Here is a 12,364-nt window from a genome sequence, read left to right as displayed (position 1 = left end):
GGGGGCCTGATCGGATCGGAAAGCACACCAGGAGCTCAAGGCTCCTGCCCTCCCTCCCCCTTGAGGGGAGGGCCGGGGAGGGGGTCATTCAGTGAGTTACCCAGCCAGGCTTATCCTCGATCCGGAGCGGTCGCATGACGCACGCCGCTTACCGTCGCGCCCAGCTCGAATCCCTGGTGGAGGCTCAGGGCGCCACCCGGGCCGCGCCGCCCCTGCTGCTGCCGGCCGATCCTTATTTCGACCTGGCCGGCGAGGAATTCGGGCGGCGCTTGTTGCTGACCTCGGGTGCCAGTAGCGCGGAATACTGCCTGCGCCCCGATTTCACCCTGCCCATCGTGGCCGATTACATCGCCAATGGCGCCGGTGAGCCGGCCGCTTTTTCCTATCTGGGTCCGATCTTTCGCCAGCGCGAGGGCCTTCCCGCCGAGTTCGACCAGGCGGGGCTTGAACTCGTCGCGCAGCCCAATGGCGATGTAGCCCTCGATCAGGTGCTGACCTTTGCCCGCGCCGCGCTCGACCTTTATGGCGTGCGCCCGCACATCCGGCTCGGCGGTGTTGGCTTGTTCGAGGCCTTGCTGGCCCAGGCCGACATGCCCGCGCCCTGGCGCCCCCGCATCCGCCACCGCTTCGGCCACACCGAGGCCATGGCTCGGCTGCTCAGCCGGCTGGAGGCCGCCCCGGACGCTCCCCGCGCCGAGCAGCCCACGCGCGAAGCGCTGATCGGCGAGATTACCGAAAACATGGTGGCGGCGGGCCTCAGCCTGTCGGAAGGACGCACCCCCACCGAAATCGCCGACCGCTATCTCGAGCAGCAGGCGCTTGATGCCGCCCATGTGCCCCCCACAACCCTGGCGCTGCTGCGGGACTATCTCGCCATTTCCGGCCCCGTATTGCAGGCGCTGACCCGGCTCGAAGCGCTGGCGGCGCGGCACCGGCTGATGCTGGGCGCCCCCATTCGCACTATTCGCCGGCATCTCGACAATCTGGGCGAAGCCCATGTGAGCTTTGACGCCAGCTTCTCGCCCCGGCTCGATTATTACACGGGCATTGTTTTCGAGATGCGCGGTCCCGGCGGCGCCGTCCTGGTGTCGGGCGGGCAATATGATCGGCTGCTCGAGCGCCTTGGCGCTACGGCGCCCATCGCCGCCTCCGGCTGCGCCGTGTGGGTTGATCGTTTGGAGGCCGAGTTAGCGCAATGACCGGCCTTACCCTTGCCGTGCCCTCCAAAGGGCGTCTTGAAGAGCAAACCCGCGACTGGTTCGCCGCCCGCGGCCTCGAGATCACCCGCCCCGGCGGCGCGCGCTCTTATCTGGGCGCAGTGGACGGACACCCCGAGATCACCGTGCGCTTTTACCCTGCGGCCGAGATTGCGCGCGAATTGATCCGCGGCACCATCGATCTGGGCGTCACCGGGCTCGACCTGATCCACGAAACCAGCGAAGTCGGGCCGGCCGCCGTCGCGGTTGCCGCCGAGCTGGGTTTTGGCAATGCCGATGTGGTGGTCGCAGTGCCCGATAGCTGGATCGATGTCACTCATCTCCATGATCTGGCCGATGTCGCTTCCGACTTCCGCTCCCGCCACGGCCGTTGGCTGCGCATTGCCACCAAATATATCACCGTCACCCGCCAGCATTTCGCCCGCGCCGGCATTGCCGAATACCGGACGGTGGAAAGCCTCGGGGCCACTGAAGCCGCGCCCGCATCCGGGGTGGCCGATATCATCGTCGATATCACCAGTACCGGCTCGACCCTTGCCGCCAACGGCCTGCGCGTATTGGAAGACGGCGTGATGTTGCGCAGCCAGGCCTGCCTGTTTGTGTCGCGTGGCGCCGATTGGACGCCCGAGCGTCGCGTGGCGCTCGAGAACATATTGGGCACGTTAGGGGCCGCCGCCGACTTCTAGCGCTGCGCCCCATTGCCAGCCCTCCCCATTGGCGGCTAAGCCAAGTGCCGACTCTTCCGCCCGCCGCCTAACCCCCGGACCCTGATATGCTGCTCGATCCCCTTGTGCTGCTGGCGCTCGCTGGCGCTGGCATGCTGGCTGGCTTTGTTGACGCCATTGCCGGGGGAGGGGGTATGATCTCGCTGCCCGCGCTGCTTTCGGCCGGCGTGCCGCCCGTGGCCGCGCTCGCGACCAACAAGCTGCAGGGCGTGGTGGGAACGAGCCTTGCGGCGCTGACCTATTGGCGGCGCGGCTTTGTCACCCTGCGCAAGCTGGTCCCGTCACTCTTCACCACCTATGCCGGCAGCCTTGTTGGCGCTCTCGTGGTCAAGCAGATCGACGTGACCCTACTCGATGTCGCGGTGCCGGTGGCGCTGATCGGGGTGGCGCTGTATTTCCTTTTCGCCCCCAACTTGTCCGACCTCGACCGCGCGCCGCGCCTGCGCTTTGAGCTTTTCGTGCCGCTGATGGGCTTTGTGCTCGGCTTTTACGATGGGGTGTTCGGTCCGGGCACTGGCTCGTTCTTCACCATCGGCTTTGTGATGCTGTTCGGGCTCGGCATTACCCGCGCTGCCGGCAACACCAAGATCCTCAACCTGACCTCAAACCTGTCGGCCCTGATCATCTTCATCATCGCCGGGGACGTGGTCTGGCCAGCCGCCATCGCCATGTCGGTTGGCCAGGTCGTGGGCGGCTATGCCGGCGCGCGCATCGGCATCCGGTTCGGGGCCAAGATCATCCGCCCGCTGGTGGTGGTCGTCTCGATCATCCTCGCCCTGCGCCTGCTGATCTTCCGCTAAAAAACCTAGTCCTCGGGCTCCAGCCCGGCGGCCTGGCGCAGCGCCGCGTTGATGCGCTCCTGCCAGCCCGGCCCATCCTCCTGAAAATGCTCCAGCACCGCCCGGTCGAGCCGCAGCGACACCAGTTCCTTGCCACCCGGTGGCGTAGCCGCCTTGGCGGGTGCCGCAGGTGCAGCTGGTTTGCTCGTGGCGCTCTTGAAGGCGGCTTCCGCCTGGTCGTAAGCGCTTCCGCGTCGTGGCGTCCGCATACAATCCTCGTGGGTTGAGAGCCCTCACTCTAGCGCGGGATCGGCGCAAGAAAAAGGCGCAGTGTTTCCACTGCGCCTTTCCAACCAAGATCGTGACTGGGAAGAAACGATCCTGAATTTTTTGCCTGAATGGCTGGACTAGAAGTCCATGCCGCCCATGCCGCCCATGCCGCCGCCGCCCGGCATTGCCGGTGCTGCGTCCTTGGGAGCCTCGACGATGAGGGCTTCGGTGGTGATCAGCAGCGAAGCAACCGAAGCTGCGTCCTGCAGAGCCGTGCGAACCACCTTGACCGGGTCGATAACGCCCAGCTGCACCAGATCGCCATACTCGCCGGTTGCGGCGTTGTAGCCGAAGGTGAGCGAGGAGTTCTCGAGGATCTTGCCCACAACTACGGAGCCTTCAGCGCCGGCGTTATTGGCAATGGTGCGTACGGGCTCCTGCAGAGCGCGCTTGACGATGGCGATACCAGCGTCCTGGTCGGCGTTGATGCCCTTGACGGTCATTGCGTTGGAAGCGCGCAGCAGCGCCACGCCACCACCAGCAACAATGCCTTCTTCAACGGCAGCACGGGTTGCGTTCAGAGCGTCGTCGACGCGGTCCTTGCGCTCCTTGACTTCCACTTCCGTGGAGCCGCCGACGCGGATCACGGCAACACCGCCAGCGAGCTTGGCCAGGCGTTCCTGCAGCTTTTCCTTGTCGTAGTCCGAAGTGGTTTCCTCGATCTGCGCCTTGATCTGGCCAACGCGACCCTGGATGTCTTCCTGGGTGCCGGCACCATCAACGATCGTGGTGTTTTCCTTGGTGATCTCGACGCGCTTGGCAGTGCCCAGCATGTCGATGGTCACGTTCTCGAGCTTGATGCCGAGATCTTCGGAGATCACCTGGCCACCGGTCAGGATGGCGATGTCTTCCAGCATGGCCTTGCGGCGGTCGCCAAAGCCAGGAGCCTTGACGGCAGCAACCTTGAGACCACCGCGCAGACGGTTGACGACGAGGGTCGCAAGAGCCTCACCTTCAATGTCTTCGGCAATGATCAGCAGCGGGCGCTGGCTCTGCACAACCGACTCGAGGATCGGCAGGATGGCCTGCAGGTTCGAGAGCTTCTTTTCGTGCAGGAGGATCACGGGATCTTCCAGAACGGCAGTCATCTTCTCGGCATTGGTCACGAAATAGGGGCTGAGATAGCCACGGTCGAACTGCATGCCTTCAACGACATCGAGCTCGGTCTCGGCAGTCTTGGCTTCCTCGACGGTGATCACACCCTCGTTGCCGACCTTCTGCATGGCTTCGGCAATCATGTCGCCGATGGACGATTCGCCATTGGCCGAAATGGTGCCGACCTGGGCGACTTCGGACGACGACTTGATCTTGGACGAAGCGGCCTTGAGCGAAGCCACGACTTCTTCCACGGCCATGTCGATGCCGCGCTTGAGATCCATTGGGTTGAAGCCGGCGGCAACAGCCTTGACGCCTTCAACAACAATGGCCTGACCCAGAACGGTCGCGGTGGTGGTGCCGTCGCCGGCGATATCGTTGGTCTTGGAGGCGACCGAACGCAGCAACTGCGCGCCCAGGTTCTCGAACTTGTCTTCCAGTTCGATTTCCTTGGCAACGGTCACGCCGTCCTTGGTGATGCGCGGAGCACCGAAGGACTTTTCGATAACGACGTTACGACCCTTGGGGCCCAGGGTCACCTTGACCGCATTGGCCAGGATGTTGACGCCACGCAGCATCTTGTCGCGCGCGTCGGTGGAGAACTTTACTTCTTTAGCTGCCATGTGAGGCGCTCCTTAAAGTGCAGACAGGGAAAAGGGCAGGGAAGCGGGCTATTTGACTGAGCAAATCGCCTTACGCTTCGACGATGCCCATGATGTCGGATTCTTTCATGATCAGCAGGTCTTCACCGTCGACCTTGACTTCGGTGCCGCTCCACTTGCCAAACAGCACGCGGTCGCCGGCCTTGACGTCCAGCGCCACAACCTTGCCGCTGTCATCGCGGGCACCTGGGCCAACTGCAACAATAACGCCTTCGGAGGGCTTTTCCTTGGCGGTGTCGGGAATGATGATCCCGCCTTTAGTCTTTTCCTCGCTGTCGAGACGGCGGACGACCACGCGGTCGTGGAGGGGACGGAAGCTCATGATTGCTCCTATAGCATCATCGGGACTGCAAATTCGCGCCCTTTGGCACTCACCGAGTGAGAGTGCTAACAGGGTGTCGCTGATATATGCAGGGGGCGCATCCGAGTCAAGCCGGGGCAGGGTGAACCCCGGGCGGGGATGATGCGTTGAGCACCGATACGCACAGCTAGAAAGGCACGAGATCATGACCGTTCAATGTCTTGATAAGGACATCAAGATCCGGCCGGCCGAAGGCCGCGTCCACGTCATCTTCGATGACGCGGAAATTGCCGATTCCATCCGGGCGCTGGAAGTCGATGAGCCCGGCTCCCCGCTGCGCATTTACCTGCCGCGCGAGGACATCCAGCCCGGTATTCTCGAGGCCACCGACACCCACACCACCTGCCCCTATAAGGGCGAGGCCTCCTACTACACCATCAAGACCCTGACGGCGACTGCCGAGGATGCTGCCTGGTATTATCCCGATCCTTGTCCACTGGTGGAGCCCATCCGCGATATGATCGCCTTCTGGGGCGACAAGATCGAATATCGCCGCACAGCGGTTTAACCGCCATTGCGGGTTGCCTTGGGGCTTTCATCGCCCCAGGGCTTGGGGCATAAGGGAAGCCATGAACACACCAGCTCAACCCCTCCAGATCCGCCTGCGCCTCAAGGGCGGCAGTGGCCAGAACGCCAATTGGCAATGGGAACTGCTCGATGCCGCCGGCGCCGTTGTCAAATCCGGCAGCGCCATGGGCCCCGAACACAAGGCCTTCGCCACCGCCCGCCAGGCCAAGGAAAAACTCGAAAAAGCCGCTGCCAACTAAGCCAGCGCAAACGAGACGCAAGTGACACTTTCCGGCGGGGCCAACCCGGCTTTTTCTCCACCTGCCACGGTTGCTCCGCTACGCGGCATCACCCTCAAGGTTGCTTCGGTCTGCGTTTTCGTAGCGATGTCGGCCCTGATCAAGGCGGCCGAGAACATCCCCGCGGGCGAACTCGTGTTCTACCGCTGCTTTTTCGCCATCGTGCCGGTGCTGGTTTATCTCGCGTGGCAGGGCAATCTGCGTTTCGGCCTGCACACCAACAATCCGTTCGGCCATGTGCTGCGTGGCCTCATCGGCATCGCCTCCATGGGCCTGAGCTTTTACGGGCTCACCATGCTGCCGCTGCCCGAGGCCATTGCCATTGGCTATGCCGCGCCGCTGGTCGTGGTGGTGCTGGGCGCCGTGCTGCTCAAGGAGCGGGTGCAGCTTTACCGCTGGACGGCGGTGATCGTGGGCCTCGTCGGCGTGATCATCATGCTTTGGCCGCGGCTCACCATCCTGAGCGGGCAAACCGCCATGGGCACCGGCGAAACCCTGGGGGCGCTCGCCGCGCTGCTTGCTGCCATCTTTTCGGCCTTTGCCATGATGCAGGTGCGCCGCCTCGTGCAAACCGAGCGCACCGAAACCATCGTGCTGTATTTCTTCATCACCGGCTCGGTGCTGTCGCTGTTGACCCTGCCGTTCGGCTGGGTTTGGCCGACGCTGGAGCAGACGGTGATCCTCGTCCTGGCGGGCATTGCCGGCGGCGTCGGGCAAATCCTCCTCACTGCCAGCTATCGCCATGCCGAAATGTCGGTGATCGCTCCGTTCGAATATACCTCGCTGCTGCTCGGCCTGGCGGTGGGTTACTTCGCTTTCGGCGACATCCCGACGCTGCCCATGCTGGGCGGCGCTGCGATCGTGATCGCCTCGGGCATCTTCATCATCTTCCGCGAGCACCGCCTGGGGCTCGATCGGAACAAGGCCCGCCAGGCCAGCAGCCTTTAGGCCGCATTGCCGGGGACGCGATAGCGCGATTGCACCAGGCCCGATGGAAAGGCCTGGGTTTCCACATGCTCGAGCACCAGGTCGGCCCCAAGCGGCCCGAACAGGGGAATGCCCTCGCCGATCAACACCGGAATACGGCTAATCACCAGATCCTCGATCAGCCCGGCGCGCAAAAACGCCTGGATCAGTTTGCCGCCATCCACATAAGCCGCGCGCCAGCCCCGGCCCGCGACCCGCTGCATCGCCTCCTCGGGCGTTGCATCCACAATCTCGACTTTGTCGGCAATCTCCTCGGGCAGATCGGTCTGGGTGATGCTGCCGCTCAGCACCAGCACGGGCTTGGAATAAAACCACGGCCGGAAATGCTTGATCACCTCATAGGTGCCGCGCCCCATGATCACCCCATCCACTCGTTCCATATGGGCGTTGAAACCGTGATCCTCGCCAAGCGTCGGGTAATCCGTCAGCCAGGCGATGTCGTCATTCTTGCGCGCGATAAAGCCATCCAGGCTGGTGCCGATAAACACATGACCAGTGGTCACAACTCACCTCCATTGCTGAACCGGGCTTGATCTAAATCCGTGCCCTGTCAAACCCTGGCAGCAGGCTAGCTGGCCACCTCCAGCCCAGCCCAGCCCTGGCGCTTGCGGTAGATGGTCGAGGGGCTGATCTCCAGGGCCGCTGCCGCCAGCGAGATATTGCCGCCAAAGCTGGCAATGGCATCCTCGATGATGCGCTGTTCCTGCTCCCACATTGGCCGCACCGGCGAACGGCGCTCGGCCCGATTGCCGCCGGGGCCCAGTTCGCCCACTGCAGCGCTCGAAGCCACCATGGCCGCACTGACCTCGCCGCCATCGGCGAGCACGGCGATGCGCCGCATCAGATTCTCCAATTGCCGCACATTGCCGGGCCATTCCGATCCGCCCAGCACCGCAACCGCCTCGGGCGAAAACCCGGAGAACTGCTTGCCCTGCTCGCGCCCGAACCGCTCAAGGAAATGGCGGGCGAGGGGCAACACGTCGCTTGGCCGTTGCCGCAGCGGCGGCAGGTGGATCGGCAACACATGCAGCCGGTAAAACAGGTCTTCGCGCAATTGGCGGGTTTCGATCAGCTGCGTCAGCGGCTCCTTGGTGGCGCAAACCACTCGTATATCGAGCGCGTTGGTTGGCGCCTCGCCCTCGCCAGTGATCCGGCCGGTCTGCAACAGGTGCAGCAGCTTGGCCTGCAGTTCGGGGTCGAGTTGCGCAACTTCGTCAAGAAACAGCGTGCCGCCATCCGCCCGCCGCGCCGCGCCCACGCCATCCGAGCCGGCGCCGAACAATTCGCGTGCCAGGGAATCAGCGTCGGCTGCCGCGCAGTTCACCACGACCATGGGGCGGCCAGCGCGTGGGCTGCTGCCATGCAGCGCCTCGGCGCACAAATTCTTGCCAGTGCCGCTTTCCCCGGTGATGAACACCGGGGCAGGGGAAGGCGCGATCCGCATGATCTGCTCGTAAACGGCCTGCATCGCCCCTGAGCCACCCACAAAGCCGGCAAAGTCGGCCGAGGGCGGGGGCAGGGCGGGCTCACCCAAAAGGGCACTGGCCTTGCCGTGGCGCTGTGCCAACTCGCCGATTCGCGTCAACAGCGTCGCCCCGTCAACCGGCTTGGTCAGGCAATCATGCGCCCCAGCCCGCATCGCCACCAGCGATGCCGACACCGAACCACCATCCGACAGGGCAATCACCAGCGCGCCATCGGCCAGTTTGACCAGTCGCGCCATCGCCTCGTCAGTGCCGGGATCTTCAAGGCTTCCGAGATCCACCAGCACCAGGTCAAAGGCTTCGCGCCGCAAGGTTTCCGCCCCGGTCCGGCCGCAGGCCGCCAGGGCAAGCTGTGGCGCTGGCCGCAATTGCCCCGAGAGAGCTTCTTTGAGATGCCGCACCGATCGCTGATCACGCTCGATCAGGAGCAGCCGGCCCGGCACTGCCAGGGGTCCCCCAGTGTTTGTCCGCATTGCGGCTTTGCCTTTGGTATAGTTCGACGCCCGCCGATTGTTCTCCAACAGGGTAAATATTCCGTTCCAGCCCGGGCCGGGGCGATGCTAAGAACATTGGGGCCGAATCCCGGCGTCCGTTAGGGGATCGCATCGCGCTGTGCAGGGCCTGGTTTACACCTTTATCGCGGTTTCAGCGGCAGCAGCCGGAACTGCGGCCTATTTCGGGCTCGCCTTCACCCCCGCCCAGGCGATTCTCGCCGCGCTGGTTTTCGGCTGCATCGCCGTGACCGCCCATGAGCGTGTCCTGCGCCAGCGCGCCGAGCAGCGGCTCGAGCGCGCCATCGAGGAATTGTCGCGCCTCCTGTCCACCGATGCCAAGGCCGGCGCCGTGCTCGGCCAGCGCATCAACGCCATGGCCGACCTCAATGCCGGCCCGCGCCTAGGCGCCGTCGAAGCCGACATCTCCGTTCTGGGCACCGTTATCCGCCAGGTCGCCGAAGCCGTCGCCGATATCGAGGAAAGGGCGGCCCAACCTCAGACCGCACCCGCCGCGCTGCGACCTGCCCCAGCCGCGACCATCGTGCCGCCACCACGCGATCCTACGATTCCGCTCGAAACCGTGCGGCGCGCCTTTGGCGAAGGGCGGCTGCTCTTTCACGTCCAGCCCGTCGTGACCTTGCCCCAGCGCCGCCCCACCGGCTTTGATCTGGTGCCACGCCTCGCCCTCGAAGCGGGCGCATTGGCTGAACCGGCCGATTTCCTGCCCCGCCAGGGCGGCGCCGATGTGCTGCGTCAGCTCGAAAGCATCGGTTTGCTCGAAGCCGTTACCCTGGCCCGCCGGGCCCGCACTGCCGGGCAAAGGCCCAATCTCTTTGTGCCGCTGTCGCGGGCGACCCTGGGCGACGGCCAGGCCGCCGAAGGGTTGATCGCTTCGCTCGAAGCCAATCGCCCCGTCGCGCCCAGCCTGATCTTTGCGATCGAAGAAGCAGAATGGCTGTCCCTGACCACCGCCGAGCGCGCCGTGGCCGACGCCGTCCACAAGAAGGGCTCAGGCTACAGCATCCTGGCCGTGCAATCGCTGCGCCTCGATGTGGGCGAACTTGCCGCCCGCGGCGTGCGCTCCCTACGGATCGATGCCGCCCGGTTCCTCCACGCCCCCGAATCCCTCACCGATTTCCACGCCGCCGATATTGCCGATTATCTCGCCCGTTTCGGGGTGATCCTGCTCGCCACCGGTGTGACCGCCGAAGCACAGATCCCCGAGCTGATCGATGCACGCATCAGCCTCGTGCAGGGGCCCCATCTGGGCGCTGCCGCCCCGCTGCGCGGCGATCTGCTGCTCGATGGCGGCCGCCAGCCCGGCCCGCCCCTGCGTCGGGCCGAGGGTTGAGCCGACCACTCCCGTGCTGTTTGGGCTTGATCGGCGCCCCCAAGCTGCCACATAGCACGCAGCAGTTTATTTCGGAGTTCCCCATGACGCCCCATCCCGCCTCCATTTCCGGCCTGTCCGATCTTGCCGGGCGCTATGATGCGGTGCTGAGCGATGTGTGGGGTGTGATCCATAATGGCGTCTCCGCCTTCCCCAGCGCCGTCGACGCCCTGGTCAAATACCGCGAAGCGGGCGGCACGGCGGTGCTGATCACCAATGCCCCGCGCCCTTCGGGCCCCATCGTCGAGATGCTCGATCGCCTGGGCGTGCCCCGCACCGCCTATGACGCGATCGTTTCCTCGGGCGATGCCACCCGCACCATGATCGCTAGATATTCCGGCCGCGCGATCCACCATGTCGGCCCCGCCACCGAAGACGATGCCCTTTACGAGGGCCTCAATGTTCGCCGCGCCAGCGCCGACGAAGCCGAAGTTGTCGTGGTCACCGATCTCGATGACGATACCCACACCCCCGAAATGTATCGGGAACGCGCCGAGCACTGGCTCGCGCGCAAGCTCCCCATGATCTGCGCCAATCCCGACCGCGTCGTGGAACATGGCGACCGCCTGATCTATTGCGGCGGCGCGCTGGGCGACCTCTACGAAGCCATGGGCGGGATCGTGCACATGGCCGGCAAACCCTATCGCCCCATCTATGAGGAAGCCTTCCGCCTCGCCGAACAGGCCGCTGGCAAGCCCCTCGACAAAAGCCGCGTGCTCGCCATTGGCGACAGCGTGCGCACCGATGCCACCGGCGCCGCCCAGTTCGGGCTCGACCTGCTGTTCATCACCGGCTCGATCCACGCGGCCGAACTCGATGCCTTTGGCAGCCCCGATCCGCAGCTGATCGCCGATCTCGTGGCCCCCAGTGGCGCCCGCCTTGCCGGCTTCCTGCCGCGCCTCACCTGGTAGGCGCGCGTGGCCTTTATTCGACTATCCAGCCTCGATGACGTCCCCGCCGCCCTGCGGGGCGCCTATGTCGCCATCGGCAATTTCGATGGCTTTCATCGCGGCCACCAGTCGATCCTGGCCGCCCTCAAGACCGAAGCGGCGCGGGCCAAGGCGCCCGCGGTGCTGCTGACCTTCGAGCCGCATCCGCGCGATGTGTTTGCGCCCTCGCCCTTCATGTTCCGCCTCACCGATGGCGACGCCAAAGCGCGGCTGGCGGAAGCCCTCGGGCTCGATGGCATCGTCATCCTCCCCTTCGATCGCGCCTTTTCCCAGATCGAGGCGGAAGACTTCGTGTCCCGCTTTCTCGTCGATGCCATGAACGTCGCCGGCGTCATTGTCGGCTCCGACTTTCATTTCGGCCGCGGCCGGCGCGGCACGCCCACTTTCCTCAAGGCGGCGGGGGAGGCGGCGGGCTTTGCCGTCCAGACCCTTGATCTGATGGACGAGGGCGACGAGCCCATCTCCTCCTCGCGCATCCGCGCCGCCCTCTCGGAAGGGGCGGTCACCGCGGCCAATCGGCTTTTGGGCTACCACTGGTTCTTTGATGGTTGCGTCGTGCGCGGGGACCAGCGCGGCCGCGAACTGGGCTACCCCACGGCCAACACCATGACCCCCAACGGCTTCCAGCTTGCCCAGGGCGTCTATGCCGTGCGCGCCCGCCTCGGCAATCGCCTTTTTGGCGGCGTTGCCGCCTATGGCAAGCCCATGTTCGACAACCAGCGCCCGCCCTTTGAAACCCACCTCTTCGACTTCGACGAGGACATCTATGGGCAAACCATCACCGTCGCCCTGGTCGGCCATATCCGCGGCCAGGAAGTGTTCAGCGGCCTCGATGAACTGATCGCCGCCATGGACCGCGACTCGGGCAAAGCCCGCACCCTCCTCACCCAAGCCACCCCCCTCAGCCCGCTCGACGAACAGCTGGGTTTCGTCGGCTAGCCCAAGAACTCGGCCCCATGAGCCATCGCCTCCCTCCCCCCTTGAGGGGAGGGACCGAGGGTGGGGGTTCCGGCTTTGCCTCCGAGTGGAGCCTGGGTACGGTTCCCCTTCGCTCCTCCACTCAAGCTCAGCCGCCTGCACCCCC

At 64.9% G+C, this 12,364-nt stretch carries 14 protein-coding genes; 9 read left to right on the top strand and 5 right to left on the bottom strand.

What is annotated here, in order from left to right; genetic code table 11:
* Positions 1-134: 134 nt before the first annotated feature.
* The 3 genes from AC3YMN_RS15310 (at position 135) to AC3YMN_RS15300 (ending at position 2,742) form a co-directional block, all read left to right on the top strand.
* The gene (locus AC3YMN_RS15310) at positions 135-1,199 is read left to right on the top strand and encodes an ATP phosphoribosyltransferase regulatory subunit (protein ID WP_489890656.1); all 1,065 of its coding nucleotides are present in this window, start codon (positions 135-137) and stop codon (positions 1,197-1,199) included.
* Positions 1,196-1,903, top strand: a complete 708-nt coding sequence (gene hisG / locus AC3YMN_RS15305; protein WP_127752121.1) for an ATP phosphoribosyltransferase — start codon at positions 1,196-1,198, stop codon at positions 1,901-1,903. The genes AC3YMN_RS15310 and hisG overlap by 4 nt, the downstream gene beginning before the upstream one ends.
* Before the next feature lie 86 nt (positions 1,904-1,989).
* A complete protein-coding gene (locus AC3YMN_RS15300; RefSeq protein ID WP_248305231.1) occupies positions 1,990-2,742 on the top strand; it encodes a TSUP family transporter in 753 nt (250 codons plus the stop codon).
* Positions 2,743-2,747: 5 nt separating this feature from the next.
* Here the strand turns inward: AC3YMN_RS15300 and AC3YMN_RS15295 are convergent, their stop codons facing one another.
* The 3 genes from AC3YMN_RS15295 to groES all read right to left on the bottom strand — a co-directional run bounded on the left by AC3YMN_RS15295 (position 2,748) and on the right by groES (position 5,130).
* Positions 2,748-2,990, bottom strand: a complete 243-nt coding sequence (locus AC3YMN_RS15295; protein ID WP_172122539.1) for a BrnA antitoxin family protein — start codon at positions 2,988-2,990, stop codon at positions 2,748-2,750.
* Positions 2,991-3,128: 138 nt separating this feature from the next.
* Positions 3,129-4,769, bottom strand: coding sequence for a chaperonin GroEL (gene groL / locus AC3YMN_RS15290; protein ID WP_127752123.1), 1,641 nt, complete (start codon positions 4,767-4,769; stop codon positions 3,129-3,131).
* A gap of 70 nt (positions 4,770-4,839) precedes the next feature.
* Positions 4,840-5,130: a co-chaperone GroES gene (gene groES / locus AC3YMN_RS15285; protein WP_127752124.1), complete on the bottom strand. Its 291-nt coding sequence runs from the start codon at positions 5,128-5,130 to the stop codon at positions 4,840-4,842.
* A 184-nt stretch (positions 5,131-5,314) separates the two neighbouring features.
* Here groES and AC3YMN_RS15280 point away from each other — a divergent pair, with 184 nt between their 5' ends.
* From AC3YMN_RS15280 to AC3YMN_RS15270, 3 genes are all read left to right on the top strand, one after another.
* Positions 5,315-5,677 carry a DUF427 domain-containing protein gene (locus AC3YMN_RS15280; RefSeq protein WP_127752125.1) on the top strand — a complete coding sequence of 121 codons (363 nt, stop codon included), beginning with the start codon at positions 5,315-5,317 and terminating at the stop codon, positions 5,675-5,677.
* 61 nt (positions 5,678-5,738) lie between these two features.
* Positions 5,739-5,936: a hypothetical protein gene (locus tag AC3YMN_RS15275; protein WP_127752126.1), complete on the top strand. Its 198-nt coding sequence runs from the start codon at positions 5,739-5,741 to the stop codon at positions 5,934-5,936.
* A gap of 21 nt (positions 5,937-5,957) precedes the next feature.
* Complete coding sequence (locus AC3YMN_RS15270; protein ID WP_349236674.1) at positions 5,958-6,923, top strand: DMT family transporter; 966 nt, start codon at positions 5,958-5,960, stop codon at positions 6,921-6,923.
* On the opposite strand, the gene AC3YMN_RS15265 is transcribed toward AC3YMN_RS15270, so the two are convergent.
* Both AC3YMN_RS15265 and AC3YMN_RS15260 read right to left on the bottom strand, forming a co-directional pair.
* Positions 6,920-7,465: a dihydrofolate reductase family protein gene (locus AC3YMN_RS15265; RefSeq protein WP_489890655.1), complete on the bottom strand. Its 546-nt coding sequence runs from the start codon at positions 7,463-7,465 to the stop codon at positions 6,920-6,922. The two genes, AC3YMN_RS15270 and AC3YMN_RS15265, sit on opposite strands and share 4 nt — an antisense overlap.
* 65 nt (positions 7,466-7,530) lie before the next feature.
* The gene (locus tag AC3YMN_RS15260; RefSeq protein ID WP_489890654.1) at positions 7,531-8,919 is read right to left on the bottom strand and encodes a sigma-54-dependent transcriptional regulator; all 1,389 of its coding nucleotides are present in this window, start codon (positions 8,917-8,919) and stop codon (positions 7,531-7,533) included.
* Between the two features lie 139 nt (positions 8,920-9,058).
* Here AC3YMN_RS15260 and AC3YMN_RS15255 point away from each other — a divergent pair, with 139 nt between their 5' ends.
* The 3 genes from AC3YMN_RS15255 (at position 9,059) to AC3YMN_RS15245 (ending at position 12,219) form a co-directional block, all read left to right on the top strand.
* Positions 9,059-10,291: an EAL domain-containing protein gene (locus tag AC3YMN_RS15255; RefSeq protein WP_489890653.1), complete on the top strand. Its 1,233-nt coding sequence runs from the start codon at positions 9,059-9,061 to the stop codon at positions 10,289-10,291.
* Between the two features lie 83 nt (positions 10,292-10,374).
* Positions 10,375-11,241 (top strand): TIGR01459 family HAD-type hydrolase, encoded by an 867-nt coding sequence (locus tag AC3YMN_RS15250; protein WP_489890652.1) that lies wholly within the window; start codon positions 10,375-10,377, stop codon positions 11,239-11,241.
* A gap of 6 nt (positions 11,242-11,247) precedes the next feature.
* Positions 11,248-12,219 (top strand): bifunctional riboflavin kinase/FAD synthetase, encoded by a 972-nt coding sequence (locus AC3YMN_RS15245; RefSeq protein ID WP_127752131.1) that lies wholly within the window; start codon positions 11,248-11,250, stop codon positions 12,217-12,219.
* Positions 12,220-12,364: the final 145 nt, after the last annotated feature.

Source organism: Devosia sp. Z11_6 (genome assembly GCF_058133665.1).
The sequence above is the reverse complement of the archived record's forward strand: the minus strand, read 5'-3'. Positions and strand labels throughout refer to the sequence as shown.

Coding starts and splice junctions, on each gene's coding strand:
- AC3YMN_RS15310 (WP_489890656.1), top strand. CDS start 135: ATGACGCACGCCGCTTACCGTCGCGCCCAGCTCGAATCCCTGGTGGAG.
- hisG (WP_127752121.1), top strand. CDS start 1,196: ATGACCGGCCTTACCCTTGCCGTGCCCTCCAAAGGGCGTCTTGAAGAG.
- AC3YMN_RS15300 (WP_248305231.1), top strand. CDS start 1,990: ATGCTGCTCGATCCCCTTGTGCTGCTGGCGCTCGCTGGCGCTGGCATG.
- AC3YMN_RS15295 (WP_172122539.1), bottom strand. CDS start 2,990: ATGCGGACGCCACGACGCGGAAGCGCTTACGACCAGGCGGAAGCCGCC.
- groL (WP_127752123.1), bottom strand. CDS start 4,769: ATGGCAGCTAAAGAAGTAAAGTTCTCCACCGACGCGCGCGACAAGATG.
- groES (WP_127752124.1), bottom strand. CDS start 5,130: ATGAGCTTCCGTCCCCTCCACGACCGCGTGGTCGTCCGCCGTCTCGAC.
- AC3YMN_RS15280 (WP_127752125.1), top strand. CDS start 5,315: ATGACCGTTCAATGTCTTGATAAGGACATCAAGATCCGGCCGGCCGAA.
- AC3YMN_RS15275 (WP_127752126.1), top strand. CDS start 5,739: ATGAACACACCAGCTCAACCCCTCCAGATCCGCCTGCGCCTCAAGGGC.
- AC3YMN_RS15260 (WP_489890654.1), bottom strand. CDS start 8,919: ATGCGGACAAACACTGGGGGACCCCTGGCAGTGCCGGGCCGGCTGCTC.
- AC3YMN_RS15250 (WP_489890652.1), top strand. CDS start 10,375: ATGACGCCCCATCCCGCCTCCATTTCCGGCCTGTCCGATCTTGCCGGG.